General features: G+C 46.3%; 29 protein-coding genes. 23 read left to right on the top strand and 6 right to left on the bottom strand.

Translation table 11 applies throughout. From position 1 onward, the window contains the following. Positions 1-11: 11 nt before the first annotated feature. Positions 12-593: a CYTH domain-containing protein gene (locus KNO99_RS10915; protein ID WP_214748416.1), complete on the bottom strand. Its 582-nt coding sequence runs from the start codon at positions 591-593 to the stop codon at positions 12-14. A gap of 109 nt (positions 594-702) precedes the next feature. Between KNO99_RS10915 and yjbM the strand changes: the two genes are divergently transcribed. Genes yjbM through KNO99_RS10900 form a run of 3 tightly spaced genes read left to right on the top strand, consistent with a single transcriptional unit; the run spans position 703 to position 3,023 of the window. Beyond that, entirely contained in the window at positions 703-1,347 is a 645-nt protein-coding gene (yjbM, locus tag KNO99_RS10910) for a GTP diphosphokinase (RefSeq protein ID WP_015881226.1), read from the top strand. 11 nt (positions 1,348-1,358) lie between these two features. Beyond that, the gene (locus KNO99_RS10905) at positions 1,359-2,156 is read left to right on the top strand and encodes an NAD kinase (protein ID WP_214695497.1); all 798 of its coding nucleotides are present in this window, start codon (positions 1,359-1,361) and stop codon (positions 2,154-2,156) included. Positions 2,157-2,159: 3 nt separating this feature from the next. Further along, entirely contained in the window at positions 2,160-3,023 is an 864-nt protein-coding gene (locus tag KNO99_RS10900; RefSeq protein WP_214748413.1) for an RluA family pseudouridine synthase, read from the top strand. A gap of 40 nt (positions 3,024-3,063) precedes the next feature. Here KNO99_RS10900 and KNO99_RS10895 read toward each other — a convergent pair whose 3' ends face one another. Beyond that, complete coding sequence (locus tag KNO99_RS10895) at positions 3,064-4,230, bottom strand: FtsW/RodA/SpoVE family cell cycle protein (protein ID WP_214748410.1); 1,167 nt, start codon at positions 4,228-4,230, stop codon at positions 3,064-3,066. A gap of 149 nt (positions 4,231-4,379) precedes the next feature. Here KNO99_RS10895 and fabI point away from each other — a divergent pair, with 149 nt between their 5' ends. Together fabI and KNO99_RS10885 are read left to right on the top strand one after the other, a co-directional pair. Beyond that, positions 4,380-5,153: an enoyl-ACP reductase FabI gene (gene fabI, locus KNO99_RS10890; protein WP_214695521.1), complete on the top strand. Its 774-nt coding sequence runs from the start codon at positions 4,380-4,382 to the stop codon at positions 5,151-5,153. Between the two features lie 83 nt (positions 5,154-5,236). Then, the gene (locus tag KNO99_RS10885) at positions 5,237-5,425 is read left to right on the top strand and encodes a hypothetical protein (protein ID WP_074035057.1); all 189 of its coding nucleotides are present in this window, start codon (positions 5,237-5,239) and stop codon (positions 5,423-5,425) included. A 2-nt stretch (positions 5,426-5,427) separates the two neighbouring features. Here the strand turns inward: KNO99_RS10885 and KNO99_RS10880 are convergent, their stop codons facing one another. Further along, positions 5,428-5,937, bottom strand: a complete 510-nt coding sequence (locus KNO99_RS10880; protein WP_214695523.1) for a YjcG family protein — start codon at positions 5,935-5,937, stop codon at positions 5,428-5,430. A 175-nt stretch (positions 5,938-6,112) separates the two neighbouring features. Between KNO99_RS10880 and KNO99_RS10875 the strand changes: the two genes are divergently transcribed. From KNO99_RS10875 to KNO99_RS10845, 7 genes are all read left to right on the top strand, one after another. Next, positions 6,113-6,658: a phosphatidylglycerophosphatase A family protein gene (locus tag KNO99_RS10875; protein ID WP_214748407.1), complete on the top strand. Its 546-nt coding sequence runs from the start codon at positions 6,113-6,115 to the stop codon at positions 6,656-6,658. After that, positions 6,658-7,245: a phosphatase PAP2 family protein gene (locus KNO99_RS10870; RefSeq protein ID WP_214748404.1), complete on the top strand. Its 588-nt coding sequence runs from the start codon at positions 6,658-6,660 to the stop codon at positions 7,243-7,245. Before KNO99_RS10875 ends, KNO99_RS10870 begins: the two co-directional genes overlap by 1 nt. Further along, entirely contained in the window at positions 7,242-7,778 is a 537-nt protein-coding gene (locus tag KNO99_RS10865) for a hypothetical protein (protein WP_214748401.1), read from the top strand. The genes KNO99_RS10870 and KNO99_RS10865 overlap by 4 nt, the downstream gene beginning before the upstream one ends. Next, positions 7,771-7,962, top strand: a complete 192-nt coding sequence (locus KNO99_RS10860) for a hypothetical protein (protein WP_214748398.1) — start codon at positions 7,771-7,773, stop codon at positions 7,960-7,962. Before KNO99_RS10865 ends, KNO99_RS10860 begins: the two co-directional genes overlap by 8 nt. Positions 7,963-8,112: 150 nt before the next feature. Next, positions 8,113-10,137, top strand: coding sequence for a BglG family transcription antiterminator (locus KNO99_RS10855; protein ID WP_214748395.1), 2,025 nt, complete (start codon positions 8,113-8,115; stop codon positions 10,135-10,137). Further along, the gene (locus KNO99_RS10850) at positions 10,134-10,400 is read left to right on the top strand and encodes a PTS sugar transporter subunit IIB (protein WP_214739852.1); all 267 of its coding nucleotides are present in this window, start codon (positions 10,134-10,136) and stop codon (positions 10,398-10,400) included. The genes KNO99_RS10855 and KNO99_RS10850 overlap by 4 nt, the downstream gene beginning before the upstream one ends. A 31-nt stretch (positions 10,401-10,431) precedes the next feature. Continuing rightward, a complete protein-coding gene (locus KNO99_RS10845; RefSeq protein WP_214748392.1) occupies positions 10,432-11,694 on the top strand; it encodes a PTS ascorbate transporter subunit IIC in 1,263 nt (420 codons plus the stop codon). A gap of 48 nt (positions 11,695-11,742) precedes the next feature. On the opposite strand, the gene KNO99_RS10840 is transcribed toward KNO99_RS10845, so the two are convergent. Together KNO99_RS10840 and KNO99_RS10835 are read right to left on the bottom strand one after the other, a co-directional pair. Continuing rightward, the gene (locus tag KNO99_RS10840; RefSeq protein WP_214748389.1) at positions 11,743-12,030 is read right to left on the bottom strand and encodes a hypothetical protein; all 288 of its coding nucleotides are present in this window, start codon (positions 12,028-12,030) and stop codon (positions 11,743-11,745) included. 273 nt (positions 12,031-12,303) lie between these two features. Then, positions 12,304-13,035 (bottom strand): hypothetical protein, encoded by a 732-nt coding sequence (locus KNO99_RS10835; protein WP_214748386.1) that lies wholly within the window; start codon positions 13,033-13,035, stop codon positions 12,304-12,306. Positions 13,036-13,184: 149 nt separating this feature from the next. Here KNO99_RS10835 and KNO99_RS10830 point away from each other — a divergent pair, with 149 nt between their 5' ends. The 8 genes from KNO99_RS10830 (at position 13,185) to nadE (ending at position 18,768) form a co-directional block, all read left to right on the top strand. Next, complete coding sequence (locus tag KNO99_RS10830) at positions 13,185-13,760, top strand: GNAT family N-acetyltransferase (RefSeq protein ID WP_214748383.1); 576 nt, start codon at positions 13,185-13,187, stop codon at positions 13,758-13,760. Beyond that, complete coding sequence (locus KNO99_RS10825; protein ID WP_214748380.1) at positions 13,757-14,476, top strand: alpha/beta fold hydrolase; 720 nt, start codon at positions 13,757-13,759, stop codon at positions 14,474-14,476. The genes KNO99_RS10830 and KNO99_RS10825 overlap by 4 nt, the downstream gene beginning before the upstream one ends. Further along, the gene (locus KNO99_RS10820; RefSeq protein ID WP_214748377.1) at positions 14,463-15,023 is read left to right on the top strand and encodes an NADPH-dependent FMN reductase; all 561 of its coding nucleotides are present in this window, start codon (positions 14,463-14,465) and stop codon (positions 15,021-15,023) included. Before KNO99_RS10825 ends, KNO99_RS10820 begins: the two co-directional genes overlap by 14 nt. 68 nt (positions 15,024-15,091) lie before the next feature. Next, positions 15,092-15,331 (top strand): hypothetical protein, encoded by a 240-nt coding sequence (locus tag KNO99_RS10815; RefSeq protein WP_074035023.1) that lies wholly within the window; start codon positions 15,092-15,094, stop codon positions 15,329-15,331. An 85-nt stretch (positions 15,332-15,416) separates the two neighbouring features. Further along, positions 15,417-16,508, top strand: a complete 1,092-nt coding sequence (locus KNO99_RS10810) for a virulence factor (protein WP_214695543.1) — start codon at positions 15,417-15,419, stop codon at positions 16,506-16,508. A gap of 245 nt (positions 16,509-16,753) precedes the next feature. Next, a complete protein-coding gene (locus KNO99_RS10805) occupies positions 16,754-16,948 on the top strand; it encodes a hypothetical protein (RefSeq protein WP_214695545.1) in 195 nt (64 codons plus the stop codon). Between the two features lie 98 nt (positions 16,949-17,046). Next, the gene (locus KNO99_RS10800) at positions 17,047-17,841 is read left to right on the top strand and encodes a BsuPI-related putative proteinase inhibitor (RefSeq protein ID WP_214748374.1); all 795 of its coding nucleotides are present in this window, start codon (positions 17,047-17,049) and stop codon (positions 17,839-17,841) included. Between the two features lie 111 nt (positions 17,842-17,952). Beyond that, positions 17,953-18,768: an ammonia-dependent NAD(+) synthetase gene (gene nadE / locus KNO99_RS10795; RefSeq protein ID WP_214748371.1), complete on the top strand. Its 816-nt coding sequence runs from the start codon at positions 17,953-17,955 to the stop codon at positions 18,766-18,768. A gap of 44 nt (positions 18,769-18,812) precedes the next feature. On the opposite strand, the gene KNO99_RS10790 is transcribed toward nadE, so the two are convergent. Next, on the bottom strand, positions 18,813-19,199 hold the full coding sequence (locus KNO99_RS10790; RefSeq protein ID WP_214748368.1) for a disulfide bond formation protein B: 387 nt from the start codon (positions 19,197-19,199) through the stop codon (positions 18,813-18,815). 108 nt (positions 19,200-19,307) lie between these two features. Here KNO99_RS10790 and KNO99_RS10785 point away from each other — a divergent pair, with 108 nt between their 5' ends. From KNO99_RS10785 to KNO99_RS10775, 3 genes are all read left to right on the top strand, one after another. Next, on the top strand, positions 19,308-20,186 hold the full coding sequence (locus tag KNO99_RS10785; RefSeq protein WP_214748364.1) for a transcriptional regulator CcpC: 879 nt from the start codon (positions 19,308-19,310) through the stop codon (positions 20,184-20,186). Then, positions 20,183-21,304 (top strand): N-acetyldiaminopimelate deacetylase, encoded by a 1,122-nt coding sequence (locus KNO99_RS10780; RefSeq protein WP_214748362.1) that lies wholly within the window; start codon positions 20,183-20,185, stop codon positions 21,302-21,304. Before KNO99_RS10785 ends, KNO99_RS10780 begins: the two co-directional genes overlap by 4 nt. A 259-nt stretch (positions 21,305-21,563) precedes the next feature. After that, positions 21,564-22,952 (top strand): cytochrome ubiquinol oxidase subunit I, encoded by a 1,389-nt coding sequence (locus KNO99_RS10775; protein ID WP_214695568.1) that lies wholly within the window; start codon positions 21,564-21,566, stop codon positions 22,950-22,952. The last annotated feature ends 8 nt before the right edge of the window (positions 22,953-22,960 follow it).

The following is a 22,960-nucleotide window of genomic DNA, read 5'->3' as shown; positions in this document are numbered from 1 at the left end:
AATGTATCTGCTCAACCTTCATACCGACTCATTTTTAATTCCATGAATCGAACAATTTTATTTTTGGCGGGACGGTACGGGAGACCGTGCTCTGCTAACAGTCGTTCGAATGCACGTTTGCCCGCTTCTTCATTCGTGACTTCAAATTCTATTTCATAGTCGGTCGTCTCCAAATAATGGCTTTCGTCTAAAACGAGAAGACCATCTTCCGTTTGATGTTCGGCTCGATTCGTCTCGAGGCGTCCAAGGTGTTCGAGTGCGGCATTCAGTTGAAACGGGGCGAGTGCTTGCTTCATTTGATCATCATGAATGATTCCGTACTTGAATAAGTCTTCCGCTTCTTCTTCAGTGATTGCGGCATGCGTTTCAAGTAATCCGACTTCGTTCGGTTGTTTCAATGTCAATACCTGGCCATGTTTCTTCTCACGAATTCGAAGGGCAGCACCTTGTTTTTTTAGCTGGAAGGTAGGCGTGTCGAAATAATCGTTTGCTTGCCAGCGGACTTGATCTTCTAGTTTGTAAGCTTGAATTAGTTTTTCATACTCATCTTTTGTCAACATCGATTTAAATTCAATTTCCACTTCTTGGGTCATAAATCATCGCTCCATTCTATGAACAATTGTTCGTTTATGATACCATACAAACGGATACATACGGAAAGGGCGCGTTTTTTCCGGAAAAGAACGAAAGTGGTGACAGCGTATGCAATCAGTGAACTGGGATCAGTTTTTAGTACCGTATCAAATCGCGGTAGACGAGTTGAAAGTAAAGTTAAAAGCCGTTCGTAAGCAATTCAAGTCGCAAAATGACCACTCTCCGATTGAATTTGTCACAGGTCGGGTTAAGCCGGTCGGGAGCATTCTTGAAAAAGCAAAGCGAAAAAATATTGCGGATCATGAGCTGGCGACCGACATGCAAGATATTGCTGGATTACGAATCATGTGCCAGTTTGTCGATGATATCGTTCACGTCTTGGATTTGCTTCATCGTCGGACAGATTTTAAAATAGTGGAAGAACGCAATTATATTACGCATCAGAAAGATTCGGGTTATCGGTCGTATCATGTCATTATCGAATATCCGGTCCAGACGATTCATGGGGAGATCCCGACACTTGTCGAAGTGCAAATTCGTACCCTTGCGATGAACTTTTGGGCTACAATCGAGCATTCTTTGAATTATAAATATGATGGCGATATGCCTCTTGAAGTACAAGAACGATTGAGACGTGCAGCTGAGGCGGCATTTCTTCTCGATGCAGAGATGAGTCAACTCCGTGTCGAGATTCAAGATGCGCAGCAAGTGTTTCGGGATAAAGAGATGAATGTGAAAACAGACGAGGACTAGGGGGAATCGATATGCAGTTTGCGATTGTATCGAGGGGAGATGCGCGATCAGCGGAAATCGCCCAGGAACTGACTGAAAAACTTGAAGCCGCTGGGCATACGTTATCGGAAGAGCCACGCATCGTCGTATCAGTCGGTGGAGACGGGACGATGTTACAGGCGTTCCATAAGTATATTGACCGTCTCGATGAAACGCTTCTCGTCGGCATCCATACCGGCCACCTCGGTTTTTACGCGGATTGGCAACCGGATGAATTGGATGAGCTGACGGAAATGATCACGAGTGAGTCGTTCGAACCGGTCTCATACCCGCTCGTCGAAGTACTGATCGATTACGAGAACGGAAAGACCGATCGTCAATTGGCGATGAACGATTGTACGATCAAAAACTATAAGCGGACGCTCGTCTGTGATTTGTCGATCCGCGATGATTATTTTGAAACGTTCCGTGGTGATGGACTGTGTATCTCGACCCCTTCTGGTTCGACTGCCTACAACAAAGCGCTCGGTGGTGCAATTGTCCATCCATCGATTGAAGCAATCCAAGTGACGGAAATGGCTTCTATCAATAATCTGGTCTATCGAACGATTGGTGCGCCGCTCCTCTTGCCGAAACATCATCAAGTGAAAATCAAACCGCATACGAAAACGGAATTCGAATTGGCGTTTGACCATCAAGAAGCGTTATCTTGGTCAGACGTCGTGTCGATTCGTTGCGCGGTCGCAAAAGAAAAAGTGACGTTCGCTCGTTTCCGCCCGTTCCCATTTTGGCGGCGTGTACGCGAATCGTTCATTGAGGAAGGAAAGTAACGAATGCAAGGATTTATGATTCGTCGCGTTGTGGAGAAGGCTATTCCACTGCGCGACTTTTTAATGCAGGACCTCGGGATTTCTCGAAAGATGCTCACGCTCGTAAAACATGAAGGGGAAATCGAGGTGAACGAGAACCATCGTACGGTTCGGCACGTTCTCGAGCCAGGAGATGAAGTAGTCGTACGATTCCCACCCGAGTCTCCTTCGACAGATATGGCCATCTCGGATAGACCGATTCACATTTTGTATGAGGATGAGACGGTGCTGGCAGTTGATAAACCGGCTGGGATTGCGACAATCCCATCACGACTGCATCCGACCGACACACTCGCAAACGCCGTACTCGGTTACTACCGACAAATCGGTTTGACCTCTGCGATTCATGTGATCAATCGACTCGATCGCGATACGAGCGGTGTCGTCTTATTTGCGAAGTACGGATTCATTCATCATCGGTTTAGTGAACTCCAGAAAGCCAATGCGCTCACACGTTCTTATGTGGCACTTGTGGAAGGGGAAGTCCCCATCCAAACGATCGATGCACCGATTGGGCGTGCCGAGAATTCCATCATGGAACGAATTATTACTGAAGACGGACAGCGAGCCGTCACACACATAGTCGATTGTCAGCAGTTTGGTAGCGACTCATTGTTGACGATTCGACTCGAAACGGGACGTACCCATCAAATTCGCGTTCATTTGCGTCATATCGGTCATCCGCTGATTGGGGATTCGATGTATGGGGGAGTGGCTCGAATGTCACGTCACGCCCTTCACAGCGCCTCTGCGCACTTTATTCATCCAGTGACAGGGGAAGAAGTGATGATTGAAGCACCAATCCCGGAAGATTTTCATTATCTATAACAAAATCCCTTCAAGGTCATAAAAGCCTTGAAGGGATTTTTCAATCGTCATCAAACATATAGGTTTTTGATTTTGAGGCTACGTTCATGACAAGACCGATGGCAATCATGTTCATGATGATTCCCGTTCCTCCGTAACTGACAAACGGCAGGGTGAGTCCGGTGATTGGCAACACACCAATCGTCATCCCGATGTTTTGGAACACTTGGAACGTGAACATGGCGATGACGCCAGTGACGATGTAACTTCCGAACGCGCTGCTTGATTCAAGTGCGATATGAATCATGCGATAGAGGAACAAGAAGAAGACGATGATCACGAGCGCCGCGCCGATGAACCCGTAATGCTCGGCGATGACGGCAAAGATGAAGTCCGTCTGTGATTCCGGTAGATAGACGAGTCCTTGTCCATATCCTGCCCCGAACATTTGACCAGACCCGATCGCCTGCAATGATTTAATCAGCTGGAACGCCAAGTCGTCCGAATACTCATAAGGATAAATCCATGCTTGGAATCGGTTCAGGGCGTGACCTGGTACGAACGCTTGTAGCACTTCGAAATGAGAGAAGAACAAATACATGAACGTTCCAATGATCAGAGCAGCTGCGCTGAACAGACCGAGTAACCATTTCCAGCCGATACCGGAGACGATGATGATTGCGCCGAGCATCGTCATCAAGACGAGTCCAGTTCCTAAGTCCGGTTGCGTTACAATCAGACCGAGCGGTGGAATAGCGACTAACACCAATTTGACTAACAGCCACGTGTCGAGTTGAGACGAGCCGTATCGCTTGTTGTGGTCATATACAATCGTCGACATTGAAATGAGAAGGAACAACTTCATGAACTCTGCCGGTTGGAAACTGAATCCCGGTACGTTATACCATCCATACGCTCCGTTGATGTTCGGGACGAGTGTCGTGTCGCGGAGCGGAATGAGTCCGACGAGCAAGAGAAGACCGAATGCATATAAGTACCAATGGATTTTTCGGAGCTGCTCGTACTCGATTGTCATGATGGCAAACATCGCGAAAAAGCCGATGACGTACCGAATACCCTGTTCGAGAGCGAAGTTGATATGTTGAAGTCGGGTCGGCAACATCGGTTGTGCCGTATAGATTGCACCGAGGCTGATAATCATCAATAGGAAGACGATGGTCAACAGCGTCGTGTCTAAACTTTTAAAATATGATTGAATACGGTTCATAATGGAGTCGAGTCACCCTTTCTATACGTATTTTATCTTACCGCAACTTAAAAAAATCGCAATACGAAACGAGCCGGTTGACAAAACAGAAACCTTTCTGTAATCTGAGAACAGATATTATCACCAGGTACTAAAAAGGGGAGTTTATGATGTCAATTTTTCCAACGTTAACGAATAAAACTTATGTCGTCATGGGGATTGCCAACAAGCGTTCCATCGCATGGGCGATTGCCAAAACACTTGATGAAGCGGGAGCGAAGCTCGTATTAACGTATGCGGCAGAACGTTTCAAGTCAAGTCTTGAATCACTTGCGAGCGAGTTGAAACAAGAAGCGATTTTGCTCGAGTGTGACGTAACAAATGACGAAGCGATTGAAACGACATTCCGTTCAATCCATGAACAAGCAGGGGAGATTCAAGGGATTGCCCACTCGATCGCGTTTGCGGATAAAGAAGCGCTTCGCGGCGAATTCTCGGAAATGACACGTGGACAATTCGCGCAGGCGTTAGACATCTCGGCGTACAGTTTGACGGCTGTCGTGAAAGCGGCGAAACCATATTTCGCATCAGATGCCTCGGTGATCACGTTGACATACCTCGGTGGGGAGCGCGTCGTTCCAAACTATAACTTGATGGGTGTCGCAAAAGCGGCGCTTGACTCAAGTGTCAAATACTTGGCAAACGAGTACGGTCCGCACGGTGTTCGCGTCAATGCAATCTCGGCTGGTCCGATTCGTACCTTGTCGGCTAAAGGGGTAGGCGACTTTAACAGTATCCTCTCGGAGCTTGAACAAAAAGCGCCGTTACGTCGAAACGTCTCTGCAGAAGAAGTTGCATCGACAGGACTCTTCCTTCTCTCGGGAATGGGGAGCGGCGTCACGGGTGAAGTCATTCACGTCGATAGTGGATACCATATTTTATAAGTTTGGGAAATGGCGCAGTGATGCGCCATTTTTGTATTACCTAACGGTTGAATGGGGTAAGTACCTATGAAGGAGGTCAGATCATGGGTCCTTATCAGATTGATTTTACTGTCGTTCAGTACGTCAACCGCCAAGTCCAGCCTTCAGGTCGAGCCAGCATCGAACCGGTGACGCGGATCAAACGCGTCCAACGCATCCGACCTCGACGGGAAGAATGGTTAGAAGAAGAGCAAGAAAAAAACCCCGGTCGTTTTGTCGACCGGAGCATATAAGATTAGCCTCGGAAACGGAACGTCTCATAGACGTTCCATGTTTCATTTTCGAGTTCGTACATGACAGCCATCCGAGTGATCGTTTCTTCGAAATGGACTTGCTCCATCCGCATCCGTTCGAGAACGTCGAACAGTTCGGCATCGGTCAAATCTTGACCGATTGTGATATGTGGCAAGAATTCATATTTTGGTGCCTGACCAAGCACGTCTTCGTGAAGTCGTTGCTGCAGAGCAGACAGTTCACGTGTCGGTAACACTTTCAAATACAGTACGTTGTTCGTCGGCGCAAAAGAGCGGACACCATCGACTTTTAACTGAATCGGTTTAGTCGAATCCGCGACTTGTTGCAAGTACTCCAGTACTTTTGGCAAGTCTTCTTCGGACACCTCCGTCCGTTCCTTGATGGTCACGTGAGGTGAAATCAACGCATATTTTGTGTCATACCGTTTTCGATAAGAGTTCGCAAAATCTTGCACTTGTTTAGACGGAAATAAGACTACCCCAATCTTCATTCCTCTTCCCCCTTTAATCGTTTAACCTACATGTTTATGATGACCGATTTAATGAGGGAAGTCAAAGCAGGGTTCGTCTTTTTTCGATTTTTCAGTATAATGGTTATATTAACTAGAGAGATGATGACTCTCTGAACGAAGGGATGTGAAGCGGGATTTTAATCCTGCGCCTATTATGAAACATGTACCACACTCACGAGATGTCCGTGAAGCAGCTCGTGCTCGCCTGCTCGAGCGCGGCGTCACGATTGAATCGATTGCCGAAATCGTTTATCAGATGCAGGCGCCTTACTCGCCGCATCTTTCGTTGAAAGATTGCATGGATTCCGTCGAGGCGGTTCTCGATAAACGCGAATTGCAACATGCCATTCTCGTCGGATCGGAGCTCGATATGTTGGCTGAGAAGGGACAACTATCTGAACCACTCTTATCCATCATCGCATCTGACGAAGGCTTATTTGGAGTGGATGAAACGATTGCAATCGGTGCCGTGAACACATATGGTTCGATTGCCGTAACGACGTTCGGGTACTTAGACAAGGCTAAGATCGGCATCATCAAACAGCTTGATACGAAAATGGATGACGGGCAAGTGCATACGTTCATGGACGACCTCGTCGGCGCGATTGCAGCGAACGCGTCTGGACGATTGGCACACCGTCTTCGTGACATGATTGACTTCGGAGAAGAAGAGATGCGTGAACGAAAAGGGTTGTATTGATGAAGTTGACACCGATGCAGGTGGTCATCACCGGGACGATTGCATATGTGATCGTGTCGGTGTTTGTCGTTTTGGGAGCAGTCGGCCCTATGAATACGTTTGTGTATGAGTTGTTACAGCCGTTACCCGATCGTGTATTTGCATACGTCACAGAATTAGGGAGCGCTCAAGTCATAGTCGGGCTCTCAATTCTAGGTTTATTATTTTGGTTTTGGCGCGGTAACCACGTCGAGGCATGGCGACTCGCGCTCGTTGGGATTGGAACTCTTCTTTTCACACAAGTGCTAAAGCTCGTTTACGGAATCGATCGCCCGCTTATTGATGCGTCCCTCGATGCGACGACATATAGCTTTCCGAGTGGACATGCATCAGGATCGCTGGCGTTATATGGATTAATGGCTTATGTCTTATATCGCAAGAGACAGTCAACATTCGCCATCATTGTACTTGTGTGCCTCGTCCTTGCGGTGTCGCTCAGTCGAGTCGTCTTGAACGTCCATTACTTTAGTGATGTGATTGGAGGCTGGCTCGTCGCGTTGACTATGATCGCCTTATCTGAATGGGTTATAAGGAGGAAAACGGTTTGATTGTCGTTGTAGATGTAGAGAAGTGGTTATTTGTTCAAAAGAAAGAAGCGGATGAAGCATCGGTCCCTACGATTTTAGTAGAGAAGAAAATGGAGGGGGCCACGTGGTTCACTTCCATGAAGATTTTATTCCAATTGAAAAAATGGACGGGTCAACGTCAATTCGTTCCGTTGCTAGCTTATGATGAGGAAACGTATCGCTCGTATGAAGTGTTCCACGTTGATGCCGTCCCTCCGATGGCGCTACTTGACGGGGGACGAACGTTACTCGTGAATAATCAACGAGACGAGTCATACGATTTTGCCTTGCAGGGAAGTGGGCATGTCTCGGAGACGTCAATCTTATCGTTTGCGCTCGACTATATAGAAAAGATGACGAATGAACGTGTCATATTTGCAGGAGATGAGACCATCGATGCCGGTCACGTCGTCCCGCATGAGTTATGGGATGTGACAGACCGATTGAATTCGGGTTATCGTTTGTTCGAATGGATGCGAGAAGAAGACGCACGTAAGGAGAATGGACATGACTGATTGGGAAATGACGTTCCAACAATTGTTTGATGAACAACAAGATGAAGTGAAAGTACCGCGGGAAGACTTTTTATCCGTTCGGAGTATGTTGATTGAAAAAGGCTGGCTCTTTCAAGTTGTGGGTGAAGCCAAGCATGGCGGAATCACAATTTATCGCCGCAATCCGGTTGCACCGACTTCTTAACCGAAAAAGAGATGAACGATTCGTTCATCTCTTTTCTTTGTGTTCATGTACAGACAGAAGTTTGTGGGAGTGTCTCCGAAAAGTCTGTCGTAACCGCTTACATTTTTAGGGTCGATTCGTTTTATACTACAGGTGTAGGAGGCCTCTACCATGCAATTGAATGAAAAAAGTAAACGAATATTAAATGTCATCCTGCATGAAAAGCAGATGACCATCGAAACGTTAACGATGATGCTCCCGTATTCTCGTCGGACAATCGAATATGAACTAGAGCGTATTCAAGAATGGCTTGATGGTTCTGGTCTATCCAATCTGAAAGTAGATGGGGCAAAAATTGAATTGACAGTGACAGAAGCATTGATTGAGCAAGTGGAACGTGCGGAATTAGTTTGGTCAGAAGAAGAACGTGAGCTTGTCATCACGCTCTATGCCATGACACAAGAAGAGTTTCTCTCAAGTTTTCACTTTCAACATTTGTTAGATGTGTCCAAATATACCGTTCAAGAAAGTTTAAATACGATCAAGAAAAAGGCTGCACAATTCGGTCTGGATTTCTCTTATACGAGAAAAGAAGGCTATCGGTTTAACGGTCATTTCCAAACGATCACGTTATATGTGTATCGGACGATTGAACAATTACTCGATAAATCGACGTTCTCACAATTGCTCGACCTATGCTTTGACGATTGGCAAGAGGAGTTCAAAGAGCGAGTCCGTCAGATTGAGCAGTTTGAAACCCTCAAACAGTTTCAATTTGTGGAAAGTCATCGCGAAAAAATGGCCTATTTCCTTCTGATTGGTTCGAGATTATCGCCGGATACATTCGTTCGTGATGAGGACTCTTGGTTGCCAGAAAAAGTTGAACAGTCTGTAAGGACGCACTTTCAAGATGTGCCACAACTGTGGGATATGTTGATGATGCTCATCCAAAGTGGTCCGAAAGTGTCGGAAGAGATGGATCAAACGGTTCAACAAAATCTTGCAGCTACGATGATTCAGGTGATTGAGCGCTTCGAAGGATTAAGCTGTACGCGAGTCATCGAACGGGAGGCATTATGTGAGAAGTTAGTGCTTCACGCCAAAGCGACACTTAAACGTGTTCATACGGAAGTCATGCCGCCAGAAGAGTTAGAAAGATATGTGTTGAAGGAGCACAGGGTGTTAAACGTTATCGTCGATCGTTCTCTTGATCCAATCCGCGAACAGATACAGTCAGACATACCGGAATCAGAAGTCATGTACTTCACGTTACACTTCGCGGCACATCTTCATCAACAAGGGCAACATCTTGATGAGAAAATGAAGGCGATTGTCGTATGCCCGAGCGGGATTAGCGTGTCGCATATGCTCGACCATATTTTGAAGAATCAATTTCCGGACTTTGTATTTTTACCACCAATCTCGCAACGTGACGTGTCAGAATTTGCTCCACTTGTCGATTTGATTTTCACAACGGTCCCCTTGCCGTTGGCCGTTCAACAACAGGCACATGTGACACTCGTTCCGACACTTCCGACAAGACTCGAACAACTTGCTTTGAAGCGACAAATTCATCAGCGCTTTCTTGCGAATGGGGGACTCGCTCGATTAGATGTGTCTGACATTCTCGAAGTGGTGAAAAAATATGCGACGATCCATCAAGAATCGCAATTGAGAAAAGAATTAAATCATCTCATCCAAGATGAAACGACGACAGATGAATGGAAAGGGGGACAACCCGTGCTAAATCAACTCGTAACAAAAGATGAAATTCAAATTCGCGATCATGTGTCGAATTGGCAGGAGTCCATTCGTCTCGCGGCCGAACCACTTGTCCAAAACGGAGCGATCGACACACGTTACGTGGAAACGATGATTGAGAACGTAGTAGAACATGGTCCATACATCGTTCTCATGCCTCAGATTGCCATCCCGCATGCGCGACCAGAAGATGGTGTGAATCAGCTGGGGATGAGTGTCCTAAAACTAACAGAACCGGTCCTCTTCCCAGGGGATAAACCAGTCCGTGCATTCTTTGTGCTCGCGGCCATTGATCAAACTACTCATTTAAAAGCACTTGCACAGTTGACAGAGTTATTAGGAAACGAACAAGACGTGTCCCTCGTATTAGAAGCAGACACGGTAGAGAAAATTGTTGAGATACTCGATCGATATTCAGAGGAGGAAGAAAAATGAAAAAGATTTTAGTAGTATGTGGGAACGGATTAGGGTCAAGCTTCATTATGGAGTTGAACGTGAAAAAAGCGCTCGAACAAATGGGGAAAGAGGCGGATGTTTCACATACAGACATTGCGACAGCGCGAACTGAACCTGCCGACATTTACCTTGGGGCACAAGATATCATTGGCACACTCGATGATGGGGCGAAAGAAATCGTTGCACTTGAGAATGTCATGAACATTGAGGAAATTAAATCAAAACTTGAAGGAAAAGTATAACTAAAGAATTCATCGTAAAGGGGGAGCGCTTATGCTTGATTTGATTATGCGAGATATATTGGGGACACCAGCCATACTGGTCGGTTTGTTCGCACTCATCGGGCTCGTTTTACAGAAGAAAGACATTGCTTCCATCGTCTCTGGTACGCTGAAGACAATTATGGGGTTCGTGATTATCGGAGCGGGGGCCGGCGTCATCATTGCGGCTCTCGATATTTTCGGACAGATGTTCGACGAGGCGTTCAGTATTCGGGGAGTCATCCCGAACAACGAAGCAATTGTCGCAGTTGCACAAGACGCATTTGGCGTTGAAACAGCTATGATCATGGTCTTCGGGATGGTCATGAATATCGTGCTGGCTCGCATCACGCCATTTAAATACATTTTCTTGACGGGTCATCATACGTTATTCATGGCGAGCTTACTTGCAGCCATTCTTTCTGTATCTGGTCTTGATGGTACACTCTTGATCATCATTGGATCGGTATTGCTTGGACTTTGTATGGTCTTATTCCCAGCCCTTCTTCAACCGTTCGTTCGACAGATTACGGGATCGGATGATTTTGCGGTCGGACACTTTGGCTCACTTGGTTACTTTATCTCTGGAACGATCGGAAAATATGCCGGGAACAAAGAGCACTCGACGGAACAAATTCAAGTACCAAAGCAACTTGGCTTTCTACGAGACACATCCGTCGCTGTCTCGTTGACGATGACCTTATTATTTGTGGTCGTCGCCATCTTTGCGGGACCAGCATTTGTGGAAACGGAATTATCAGGTGGGTCGAACTATATCGTCTTCTCCATCATCCAAGCGATTACATTCGCTGCAGGGGTATATATCGTTCTTGCCGGTGTACGGATGTTGATTGCAGAAATCGTGCCGGCCTTCAAAGGGATTGCCGATAAAATGGTACCGAACGCAAAACCTGCGCTAGATTGCCCGACCGTCTTCCCATTTGCACCGAACGCGGTCATCATCGGATTTTTAGCGAGCTTTGCAGCTGGACTGTTCTCGATGTTCCTTTTACCTTTATTCGGTTTGGCTGTCATTGTACCGGGACTGGTTCCACACTTCTTCACAGGAGCGACAGCAGGAGTATTCGGGAACGCTACCGGTGGACGTCGAGGAGCGATTCTTGGATCGATCGCCAACGGGGTATTAATCAGTTTCTTACCGGCTCTCCTCTTACCGCTTTTGGGGAATCTCGGGTTTGAAAGTACGACATTTGGAGATTCAGACTTTGCCCTTGTCGGTATTTTGGTTAGTTGGCTCGTTTCATTGTTCTCATAATATGAAAAATGAGGTCTTTCTCCCATATGGAGACAAGACCTCATTTTTTTACGCGTTCGATACGAGTTTAATTTTTTGTCGTTTCATCTTGTGGAGTAACCATGCATAGAGGACTTCACAAGAATTATGAGGAAGGGTCAGTTCCACGAGTGGGTGGGCATGACCAAATATAGTGAAGCGCGAATGGTCCTCGTCGAGCAGAGAGACTTGAATGTCAGTCGCATCCTGAAGTGAAATGCGTTGTTCCCCTGCGTGAGCATCTTTAAGTTTTAGCATTTTTCCATTCGTCGCAAACTTGGTGAACGAAGAGACTCCTTGTACTTTCAGTTGTTCCATTTCGTGTATCTATCCATCCGCGTGATGAATAGATTTTCACCTCGCTTTCTCTATATTGCCTTCCATTCCTCCAGAAGGTTATTCCTAGTATAACGCCTCGTCCGAAAAAGAAAAGTGTTAATTTAACAAAAAATTAAGACAATTTGTTATCAATTTTTAAGAATAGCGTTCATACCCGTTCATGAAGGGAATTGACTTGAAACAATCGGTCTGAAAATAACAAAAAAGAACCTCGTTTTCAGAGGTTCAATTCCATTTCTTACATCCATGACCTTATAACCGTTCAATGTGCCACGTGCGACGACGATACAATAGCTGACCTTTCAGCGCGATTGATTCTTTTTTGGCGTCAAAGTCTTCTTCGAGGACGGACATGTCTTCGTAGCGACCGGCCACATAGAAGGAAATAACGATTTGACGATTGAACAGGCTTCGTTTCGTATGATCAAAATCGATGATGAGCCCTTGAGGTGCCAAGTCGAGCAACTCATCGATAACAGGGAGCGGTATCGGGACGAAGCTAATGTTTCGGATGTCTCGGTCCAATTTGCTTTGCAACATGTTTTGAACGAAACGATTGATCGTCGACCAATCACGGATGTAGAGACTGCTGTGACGGTCGTTCGCTTCATTGAAGAACGCAATCTCATTATCAAGTGAATCCAGAAACGGCTTCTTAATCCCGCGCTCCATATGACTTAAAAATAGGATCTCTGCGATTTCGTGATCCGACAGCGTCTCAAGCGTATTGTAGTCCGGGAAATCGATTGCAGTGAATGTCGTTTGGTTATTTAAATACTTAGACGAGAATGAAGAGAGCTCATGCGCTTCGATATATCGAAAACGCGACCTAGAAGATTGCCTCATTCCTTTGATATCGGTTCGACAAATGATCATCGGTCTCGTGACGGAAAGGGCCTCTGTAATGTCGGCCAATGTCACGCCATGTAGCGTAAAGCGCTGGACATCTCGGTCTTGTTTTAAATAAAAGAGTTGTTTTGACATATGGTATCCCCTCAGTTTGACATACTACATTCATAGTAGCAAAAACACATGATTTCCGCTATCTTGAGACGGTTCAAGAGGGTTGAGTTCGATACATTTGGGAAAATAGAAGTATACTTGAGGAAACGAATAGGAAAGGCGGGTTCCACATGTGGGGATTGAAACGTAGTTTTCCTGAGCTCGCTACGCCCCGGTTTATCCTGCGAGAGCTAGAACCGCGTGATGCTAGAGCACTTTATACCATCTTATCCACTGAAGAAGTGATGCGTTATTATGGGTCGGACCCGTTGCTTGCTGTTTATGAGGCGAAAAATGTCATCGCCTATTTTAAAGACCAGTTTCAACAAGGCAAAGCGATTCGCTGGGCCATCTGCGATCGATTGACAAACGAGTTAATCGGCACAATCGGTTTTCATAATTGGACACCCCAGTATTACCGGGCTGAAATCGGATTCGAAGTTTCTCCTCATTATTGGAGACAAGGGGTGGCTTTTGAAGCGGCGACTGCCGTCATCCAACATGGATTCGAAGAGTTCAAGTTTCACCGAATCTCCGCCTTGGTGGCACCAGGAAATGAAGGGTCGAATCGCCTCGTTCAAAAACTCGGATTTATAGAAGAAGGCCTCTTACATGATTATGCATACAGCCATGGTCGGTTCATGGATTTGACGATGTATCGGCTACTCAAAACAGACTGGGAAGAAAAGGAGCACTCATTGATATGAAAGCACTCGTATTGTTACATGGATTGTGCGGTTCGCCAACATATTTTGAACAGCTAGAACCGTTATTGAATGCCGAAGTTCATGCATTCACACTTCCGGGTCATGCAGGAACAGAAGTCGGACCAGAAACGATGGACCAGTTCGCAGATTGGGTCATGGAAGAGATTCGACTCCGAAACCTTGAACAACCACTTGTTATCGGACATTCGTTTGGAGGATATGTGACGACCAACCTCGTTCGTCGATATCCTGAAGAACTATCCGGCTTTGGGTTGATGCATTCGACCGCTGCCTCTGATTCAGAAGAAGCAAAAGAAAAACGGAACGGGGCAATCAATAAAGTCATTGAAGAAGGGGTGAAGCCGTTTATCGACGGGATGATCCCGAATGTCTTTTCGAAGGAGTCAAATCCTGCACTCATCGAACAAGCAATCGAGATTGGGTACGAGATGTCGGTTGAAGGGGTTGTGAACGCACAACGAGCAATTCGTGACCGTGAAGACGAAGTCGATACCGTTCAGGCGACTGAACTCCCTGGTTTATTCATATATGGGGAGAAAGATCCGAATATGGACGAGACACGGGCATTTTTAGGTGCTGAGAGTCATAGGAAAGCGATTGTCCCATACAGTCACATGGGGATGATGGAAGGTCCTGAAGAAGAAGCGGAAATCGTGAATCAGTGGATTCTGGAGGTAGAGCATGGGAAAATATAAATTAGTCGCCATGTCAGGGAGTCTTCGAAAGAAATCATTTAATACCGCTCTTTTACATTCAATTATTGAACTGGCTCAAGATGATTTTGATATTGAAGTCGTCTCCATTGAGCTCCCGCTGTTCAACGACGATTTGATTGATCCGGATGAACCGGAAAATGTGGCCGCTTTGAAGCAAGCCGTTCGAGAAGCCGATGGATTATTGATTGTCACGCCAGAATATAATCATAGCATCCCTGGTGTCTTAAAGAATGCAATCGACTGGTTATCGCTCGAGCCGGGGACGCCACTTCGAGATAAACCGGTCATGATTGCTGGTGCCTCACCAGGCATCCTTGGAACGGCCAGATGTCAAATTCATCTCCGACAAGTATTTGCCACAAATCGTGCAAATGTTTTACCGGGAAATGAAATTTTCATTACACATTGTAAAGGAAAGATTGATGACACTGGGTTGCATGATGAGAAATCGATTCATCAAATCAATAAAACATTATCGGAGTATCGTAAATGGATTGAATTTTGGAAGCGTAACGCAAAAAATTAACTTGAAGTCGCTCTTTTTGTTTGATAGAAAGGAATTGTGAAAACAAACACAAGAGGAGCGACACCAAAATGGAAACTTACATCGAACTGTACAATGGCGGCGAATTAGGTGATCGGGCGGTAATGAACGATGGAATGACGTTTGGACGGATGACGATCGTTGAATTGTTCTATCAATCCAATCATATTTTTGGTTACGTAAAAGAGAATGGTGAAAAACGTTTCTTCCTTGAACCGATTTCAGAGGACGACACGTTTACTGTGGATGGTACGACGTATTCACTCCAACAGTTTATTGCGTTGTTCTAAATAGAATAGATGGGTGATTCGAACGCAAGCGACTCGCTTGCGTTTTTTTGTCATTTTCGTCACGATTGAGAGTGAGGTGATGAGGATGAAACTAGTAGCAATTGAACCGACACCAAGTCCGAATAACTTGAAAATCATTGTGGATCCTCCGTTTGAAGGGAGAGGCACCACATATGACAAAGCGAGTACGGATGCCCCAGCCATTATTCAAGAAATCGTTGGGCTTCGAGGCGTCAAATCCGTATATGCGGTATCTGATTTTCTCGCTGTCGAGCGTCATCCAAAACATGACTGGCATGACGTGATGAATGAAATTCGACGGGCGTTCGGGGAACAAGTCGAGGAAGTCGAATCTGCACAGATGGATACAGACTATGAACCGGTCCATGTATCCGTCCAGTTCGTGCTCGATGTCCCGATGCAGTTGAAACTCGTCAAAGGGGACGAGGAAAAACGGATCGGGCTGTCGAAACGATTCGTCGACGCGGCCATGGAAGTTCAAGCACAAGTGAAGAATGTCATTCAAGACCGCCGTTGGGTGGAGCAAGCCCCACGCTATGGTGAACTAGATGAGGTCAGTGTCGTCGCTCAAGAAGAGTTAGAAGCTGCCTATCCCCAAGAGCGAGTGGAGCGTATCGTGGCTCGAGCGTTTGGGCGCGAGGCTGACTTTGAAGCAAATGCGAACCACTTGCAATCTGACAATTGGAAAGACCGGATGGCTTTCTTAGACGAATTGGACATTCAAGACGAAAATATGGTGTATTTCCGCCGTGCACTCGAAGATTCCGTGATGGCGATTCGCCGACAGGCGGTCGTCATGATCGGGATGTTTGAAGAGCGACGTGAGGAATATGTCACATATATCGAACAAGCCTTAGTGGACGCTTCTCCTATTGTGCGGCGGACGGCTGGGGATACGGTCTCAGATTGGGCGTTACCTCAATCTCAACCTTCGATGATTGAAGCGCTGAAAGACAAGAATAAACTCGTTCGTTGGCGTGCGGCTCGTTTCTTATTCGATTGTGGAGACGAACGCGCTGTTCCAGCTTTGACAGTTGCCGAACAAGACCGCGAATTTGAAGTTTCGTTACAGGCACGACTCGCAAAAGAACGGATCACAAGCGGAGAAACGGCTCTCGGAACCGTATGGCAACAAATTTCAAACCGCACGAAGTGATGTTTCGTTCGACATGTGATGAATCAATTTCATTTACATTTTCAGGAAAGGAGAGGGGTCTGCAAGGCGGAATCCCTCTCTTTTTCGATCTCTTATATGCACATTTCACCATTTGACTAACATTTGATGTAAGCGTTTCGACAATAGGTAAAATGTCACTGTTCCCCTGTCGAACGATAGGACCTACATCTTGGTTTCAGATTGGTACACTAGGTTTATCACAGATGAACAAAGGAGCCATACTTATGATGTTGTTTGCAGAAACGCCTGAACTTGTAGCTTATAAAGAAGTGGTAGGAGAGACGATGGTCGTCACGTTCGAATCGATGCATAGTGAGACGTTCTCCATTTCGGCTCAAGTCCGGTCTGATCTCGATATCGCTGATTCGTTGTTCATGACCGGTTGGCAACAGTACATGGAACAAGCTAAAGTTTCGTAAAAAAGGTAAATAATATAAGGGAAATCATTACAAACGTCTGCACATTGTATACACTAGTGCTATAGACGTTTTTTATTTTGTTGAGGAGAGTGGGATCCATGAAAAAAACTTGGTTACTCGCCGTCGTGACGGCAATCATACTAGTCGTAGCAGCATGTGGAAAAGAAGAGGCGAAACCGAGTCAAGTGAATAGCGATTCGTCTGAACCACCAGCTCCATTAACACTTGATACGGAAATGGCATATGATGCTTCAGCCAATACATTATCGGCAACTGTCAAGATGACAAACCCGAATGAAGAGGCGGCGAAGGTGACGTTCAATTCATCACAACGCTTCCAATTGATTATCAAACAAGGGGACAAAACCGTGTTTGACTATGGTAGCGAATATATGTTCACGGAATCGATTATTGAAGAGACGTGGGAAGCGGATGAACAAAAGATCTTTGATGAAGTATTCCCATTAGAATTGGCAGCTGGTGAATACTCGGTCGAAGTGATCGGACTCGGTCAAGTCGATGGGGCACCAGAGATCGCTGTGACGGATGAGACGTCCTTCACTGTTGAACGAGCTGTAGAAGAGCCAGAAGAGGATACAACAGAAACGCCAGAAGAAACACCTGCATCTGAACCGCAAACAGATGGTGCATTCCGCGATGTGACAATCGATGTGAATGATACGATGATTCAAGTCAGTGGCTTCACGGAAGAAGTAGAGTTTGAATGGTCTGTGTCAGACGGGCATAACCTATATGCTCAAGGTGCGGCAGAAGTGACTGGGGGAAGCTTCACATTTGGTGTGTTACTCGATGAAGCGCCAGCGGAAGGTCAAAAATTATTCCTTGAATTGACACCGATTGGTGGAGAAGTGACGTCATTCCAAATTCAATAATCATGAGACGGAAACGAATGTTTCCGTCTTTCTTTTGTATATCGCTAGTTGACGGGGTTTGTGAATTATCAGACAATAAAACGAAATGAGAGAATTATGGGAGGGTCATTCATGCAACAACATATTATCGAATCAACACATGTCAAACCGACCATCGATCCGCAGGCAGAAATTCGTCAACGAATCGATTTCTTGAAAGCGTATGTGAAACGTGCCGGTGCAAAGGGACTTGTCCTCGGAATTTCAGGGGGACAAGACTCGAGTTTGGCAGGGAAACTGTGTCAGCTCGCCATGGAAGAACTACGAGCGGAAGATGCGGGGGACTACACGTTTTACGCGGTAAGATTACCGTATGGCGAACAACATGATGAAGATGATGCACAACTCGCCCTCGAGTTCATCCGTCCAGATAAGTCGCTCACCGTCAATATCAAACCTGCAGTCGACGCATCGGTAGAAGCGTTCCGACAAGCGACAGGTCTTGAGTTGAGTGACTTCCATAAAGGGAACACGAAAGCGCGTGAACGAATGAAGGCGCAATATGATATCGCGGCAACGTTTGGTGCCCTTGTCGTCGGCACAGACCATGCAGCAGAATATGTGACGGGATTCTACACGAAACACGGAGACGGGGCGTGTGACCTCACACCGTTGACTGGTCTGAACAAACGTCAAGGGAAAGCGCTGCTTCATGAACTGGAGGCACATGAACGTGTTATTTATAAAGTGCCGACAGCAGATCTAGAAGACGGTCGTCCAGGACTTCCTGACGAAGTGGCGCTCGGCATGACATATGACCAATTAGATGATTATTTAGAAGGTAAATCCATTGACCCGGTGATTGCAGAGCGGATTGAGACGATTTTCAAACGTTCACGTCATAAGCACCACATGCCTGCTTCTCTGTACGACGAGTGGTGGCAATAAGAAAAGGAGAAGCTGTCATGATGACGGCTTCTCCTTTGTACGTTTTACGCTTTTTTGAATGGGACGAATTGAATGATGAGAATACATGTAAAGGCGATAAAACTGAGAAGTGGGATGGTAACAAAACCAAAGTAATTCACCCAGCGAATGAGACAGTCGTTCGTACAGAAGGCTTCTCCGTTCGGAATACGTTCTAGGATGACGTGATAAAGACTGATACACCAGCCGGCGCCGGCCATGATTCCGACAAACAATCGATTCACATCGCGGGCGGTCAACATGATCGTCAAGTAGTAGATGGCAAGTGGATACATAAAGATGCGTTGGAACCAACACAATTTGCACGGTAAAAAGAGCATGACTTCAGAAAAGTAAAGGCTGCCAAGCGTCGCGACGGTCGCAACGATAAAGGCGAAATGATGGCGTTGCATCAGATTTCCTCCTAACAATCAAATTAATGAATAAACATGATATGATACATTGAAACAAATACTTATTCAGTATACAATCTTTCAAATGATAGAGAAACAGGTGACGTCATGCAAGTATCGGAAGTAGAAGTGTTGATTATCCTTGCAGAAGAATTGAATATGCGCAAAGCGGCGGAGCGATTATTCGTCTCTCAACCGGCGCTCAGTCAACGGCTCGTGACAATCGAACATCAATGGGGAAAAAAGATCTTCGTTCGTTCGACACGTGGTCTTGCCTTGACGCCAGACGGGGAGAAGATCATCGAGTTCGCCAAGAAAATGTACAGTGAAGAACAAGAGCTTCGCAGCGAGCTGACAGCAAATCCGGGAGAAGTATATGGCACGTTAAAGATTGCCGTTGCTTCCATCATGGGTCAGTATTGGCTCCCGAAAGTGTTGAAGACGTTCGTGGAGCGATATCCATCTGTCCGTGTCAAGTTAGTCACCGGATGGTCGAGTGAAATGATGCGTTACATGCTTGAAGAGAATTTTCATATCGGTATCATTCGAGGAAATCCGGATTGGCGCGGGGAGCGCATGAAGCTGTTCTCTGATTCCTTACACTTGGTCGATTTAAAAATGACAGACCTCTCCCAACTAAAAAATAACGAACGCTCATTTATTCAATTTAAGAGCGACTCGACATATTACCAGGAAATATTAGAATGGTGGCAGGAACGTTTTTCGAGCCCGCCGCTCACCACACTCGTCGTGGATCAGATTGAAACGTGTAAACAGATGGCGTTACACGGAATCGGCTTCGCTATATTACCGGAGTCGACCATTAAAGATGTCAATAAAATGAACAAGATTCCGTTGACATCCTCGAGTGGTGTTCCACTCGTTCGGGACACGTGGATGCTGTCGACAGAATCGATGTTGGAATTGGCACAAGTACAAGCATTTTGGAACATTGTTGAAGAAGTTACGAAGGAGACTGAATCATGAATTGGGCAATCGAAGCAAGAAGACAACTGCATTTAATCCCGGAAGCCGGATATGAAGAATTCAAAACGCAAGCGACTCTCGAACAACTGATTCGTTCGCTTGATTCGTCACGTGTTCATATCACGCACTGGCGGACGGGTCTTTTCGTACGTGTGGATGGTCTCGTCGGGGAGAAGACGATTGGGTACCGAGCCGACATGGATGGGTTGCCGATTACCGAGGAGACCGGATTGGAGTTTGCATCGATTCATGAAGGTATGATGCATGCGTGCGGTCATGATGTTCATATGTCCATCGCACTCGGATTGATTAAACGGGCGGTCGAAGTCCCGTTCAACCACCATCTTGTCGTCTTCTTCCAACCAGCTGAAGAAGGGCCGGGCGGGGCAGAACCGATGGCGAAATCCGAATTGTTCTATCACTTCCGTCCGGACGCGCTATTCGGATTGCATGTCGCGCCAGAATATCCGGTCGGGATGGTAGCTTCTAGACCAGGTGTATTATTCGCAAGTGCACGTGAACTCCATATTACGATTCATGGAAAGGGAGGGCACGGCGCATTCCCTCACGCAGGAATTGATGCCGTCATCGTCCAAGCCGCCCTCATCATGCAACTGCAAACCATCGTGTCACGTAACATCGATCCGATGGGGAGTGCGGTCGTCAGCATCGGGAAAGTCGCAGCGGGAACAAAAGAGAACATCATCGCCGATACAGCCAAGTTAGATGGAACGGTACGCGCGTTATCTGACAAGGAGATGGTTGTACTTGAAAGCCGGATTCGTCAGATCATCGCCGGTGTTGAAATGACGTATAACGTTCAGATCGACCTTGAATTCGGCAATCGCTATCACGAGGTCGTCAACGATGAGCGCTATCTTTATCAGTTCGAAGAAGCGGTTGAAGAGGTAGGATATTCGTATAAGACGTGTGTTCCTGCCATGACAGGGGAAGACTTCGGATATATGCTGAAACAAGTTCCTGGATTCATGGTTTGGCTCGGTGTGAACGATATGGGGTCGGGTCTCCATCAATCGACACTCAATCCAGACGAACGAGCGATTGAAGTAGCCATCGAATTGTTTGACCACTATTTCCGTACAGTCATGATTCAATAACACGAAGCGGTCTTTGTTGAGACCGCTTTTAGTGTGCCCGAAAAAGAGTGAAGTGTGAGCAAAGAGGGAATCAAATATGAATGTAAAGCGACAATTCTGTGGCGATTGCTCAAATGTGAACATTTTGCAAACTCGAGCATTGAGACATTACAGCGCAATATAAAATCATTATGATGGAAGTATCGAAGGGTATTCATCTGTGATTGTCGTTTCATACATGGGTTCGAAGCGATAGAGAGAGATAGGAGGTAATCAATAGATGTTTCAAGATCCTGTCCTGATGAGCCGAGCATTAACGGCACTCACTTTAGGTTTTCATGTGATTTTTGCCACACTCGGCGTCGGGGTTCCACTTTTAATCTTATTGGCAGAATTTTTAGGAATTCGTAAAAAAGACCCGAAATATACCCTCATGGCTCGCCGGTGGTCACGTGGTTATGTCGTGACTGTAGCAGTTGGGGTTGTAACGGGTACAGCAATTGGTCTACAGCTTTCGTTATTATGGCCGAACTTGATGCGCGTTGCGGGTCAAACGATTGCACTTCCACTGTTCATGGAGACGTTCGCTTTCTTCTTTGAAGCGATTTTCCTCGGAATTTACTTGTACACGTGGGATCGGTTTAAAAACCCGTGGCATCACATGCTTCTCGGGATTCCGGTCGCAGTCGGTGCATTGTTCTCAGGGTTCTTTATTACAACGGTAAACAGCTTTATGAACCAACCGGTAGGATTTGATATCGTTGACGGTCGTTTGGCAAACGTCAGTCCGCTTGAGGCGATGTTCAGTCCAGCTATGCCGACGAAGATGGCACACGTATTGACGTCTGCGATTCTAACGTCTGCGTTCATCCTAGCAGCGATTGCAGCTGTACAGTTGTTACGTCAACGTCGCAATCAACTCGACAAGATGTCAATCGAATATCATAAAAAAGGTCTTCGCTTGACGATGACAGTCGCCTTGATCTTTGCGATTGCGACAGCACTCGTCGGAGACTTCTCAGGTAAGTATTTGGCACAATATCAGCCGGATAAATTAGCAGCAGCGGAATGGCATTTTGAAACCTCCTCCGAGGCTGAGTTGATTCTTGGTGGTTGGTTAGAAGATGACGGTGAAGGCGGATATGAAGTTCGAGGCGCCTTAAAAATTCCTTACGCGCTTTCAATTCTTGCTGGTGGTGTTCCGAACTATGAAGTGACAGGTCTCGATGAATTTGCGAAAGAAGACCAGCCACCGCTCTTTGTTCACTACTTGTTTGATGCGATGGTCGGAATCGGGATGCTTCTAGCGCTCATCTCCTTCCTATTTGTATTAGGGCGTTATATTAAACGTTTGAACCAGTTCAGTAAACCGATGCTCTTTGCCATTGCAGCCGGTGGACCGCTTGCGATGGCAGCGATTGAATTCGGTTGGTTCTTCGCTGAATTTGGTCGTCAACCATGGGCGCTTTATGAGTTGATGCGTACGAGTGAAGCAGCTACGACATCGGCGAATGTCGGTTGGATGCTTGTCGCTTTCGCGATCCTCTATGCGGTGCTCGGAACAGTCACGGTGGTCGTTCTATCACGTCTGTTCAAAGAGAACCCAGTAGGGAAAGAACTAAAACAATCCGAACATCGTGGTGAAGCGATGTTTGCGGATGAAGTGTGATCGGAGGG

Source organism: Exiguobacterium sp. s189 (assembly GCF_018617615.1).
Lineage (GTDB): Bacteria > Bacillota > Bacilli > Exiguobacteriales > Exiguobacteriaceae > Exiguobacterium > Exiguobacterium aestuarii_A.
Note: the sequence above shows the minus strand (reverse complement) of the source record. Positions and strands in the feature narration are given on the sequence as shown.

Coding starts and splice junctions, on each gene's coding strand:
- yjbM (WP_015881226.1), top strand. CDS start 703: ATGCAATCAGTGAACTGGGATCAGTTTTTAGTACCGTATCAAATCGCG.
- KNO99_RS10835 (WP_214748386.1), bottom strand. CDS start 13,035: ATGTCAAAACAACTCTTTTATTTAAAACAAGACCGAGATGTCCAGCGC.
- KNO99_RS10860 (WP_214748398.1), top strand. CDS start 7,771: ATGACTGATTGGGAAATGACGTTCCAACAATTGTTTGATGAACAACAA.
- KNO99_RS10815 (WP_074035023.1), top strand. CDS start 15,092: ATGGAAACTTACATCGAACTGTACAATGGCGGCGAATTAGGTGATCGG.
- KNO99_RS10800 (WP_214748374.1), top strand. CDS start 17,047: ATGAAAAAAACTTGGTTACTCGCCGTCGTGACGGCAATCATACTAGTC.
- KNO99_RS10895 (WP_214748410.1), bottom strand. CDS start 4,230: ATGAACCGTATTCAATCATATTTTAAAAGTTTAGACACGACGCTGTTG.
- KNO99_RS10775 (WP_214695568.1), top strand. CDS start 21,564: ATGTTTCAAGATCCTGTCCTGATGAGCCGAGCATTAACGGCACTCACT.
- KNO99_RS10830 (WP_214748383.1), top strand. CDS start 13,185: ATGTGGGGATTGAAACGTAGTTTTCCTGAGCTCGCTACGCCCCGGTTT.
- KNO99_RS10900 (WP_214748413.1), top strand. CDS start 2,160: ATGCAAGGATTTATGATTCGTCGCGTTGTGGAGAAGGCTATTCCACTG.
- KNO99_RS10820 (WP_214748377.1), top strand. CDS start 14,463: ATGGGAAAATATAAATTAGTCGCCATGTCAGGGAGTCTTCGAAAGAAA.
- KNO99_RS10785 (WP_214748364.1), top strand. CDS start 19,308: ATGCAAGTATCGGAAGTAGAAGTGTTGATTATCCTTGCAGAAGAATTG.
- KNO99_RS10825 (WP_214748380.1), top strand. CDS start 13,757: ATGAAAGCACTCGTATTGTTACATGGATTGTGCGGTTCGCCAACATAT.
- KNO99_RS10885 (WP_074035057.1), top strand. CDS start 5,237: ATGGGTCCTTATCAGATTGATTTTACTGTCGTTCAGTACGTCAACCGC.
- KNO99_RS10875 (WP_214748407.1), top strand. CDS start 6,113: ATGAAACATGTACCACACTCACGAGATGTCCGTGAAGCAGCTCGTGCT.
- fabI (WP_214695521.1), top strand. CDS start 4,380: ATGTCAATTTTTCCAACGTTAACGAATAAAACTTATGTCGTCATGGGG.
- KNO99_RS10845 (WP_214748392.1), top strand. CDS start 10,432: ATGCTTGATTTGATTATGCGAGATATATTGGGGACACCAGCCATACTG.
- KNO99_RS10915 (WP_214748416.1), bottom strand. CDS start 593: ATGACCCAAGAAGTGGAAATTGAATTTAAATCGATGTTGACAAAAGAT.
- nadE (WP_214748371.1), top strand. CDS start 17,953: ATGCAACAACATATTATCGAATCAACACATGTCAAACCGACCATCGAT.
- KNO99_RS10810 (WP_214695543.1), top strand. CDS start 15,417: ATGAAACTAGTAGCAATTGAACCGACACCAAGTCCGAATAACTTGAAA.
- KNO99_RS10790 (WP_214748368.1), bottom strand. CDS start 19,199: ATGCAACGCCATCATTTCGCCTTTATCGTTGCGACCGTCGCGACGCTT.
- KNO99_RS10850 (WP_214739852.1), top strand. CDS start 10,134: ATGAAAAAGATTTTAGTAGTATGTGGGAACGGATTAGGGTCAAGCTTC.
- KNO99_RS10855 (WP_214748395.1), top strand. CDS start 8,113: ATGCAATTGAATGAAAAAAGTAAACGAATATTAAATGTCATCCTGCAT.
- KNO99_RS10905 (WP_214695497.1), top strand. CDS start 1,359: ATGCAGTTTGCGATTGTATCGAGGGGAGATGCGCGATCAGCGGAAATC.
- KNO99_RS10880 (WP_214695523.1), bottom strand. CDS start 5,937: ATGAAGATTGGGGTAGTCTTATTTCCGTCTAAACAAGTGCAAGATTTT.
- KNO99_RS10870 (WP_214748404.1), top strand. CDS start 6,658: ATGAAGTTGACACCGATGCAGGTGGTCATCACCGGGACGATTGCATAT.
- KNO99_RS10840 (WP_214748389.1), bottom strand. CDS start 12,030: ATGGAACAACTGAAAGTACAAGGAGTCTCTTCGTTCACCAAGTTTGCG.
- KNO99_RS10805 (WP_214695545.1), top strand. CDS start 16,754: ATGATGTTGTTTGCAGAAACGCCTGAACTTGTAGCTTATAAAGAAGTG.
- KNO99_RS10780 (WP_214748362.1), top strand. CDS start 20,183: ATGAATTGGGCAATCGAAGCAAGAAGACAACTGCATTTAATCCCGGAA.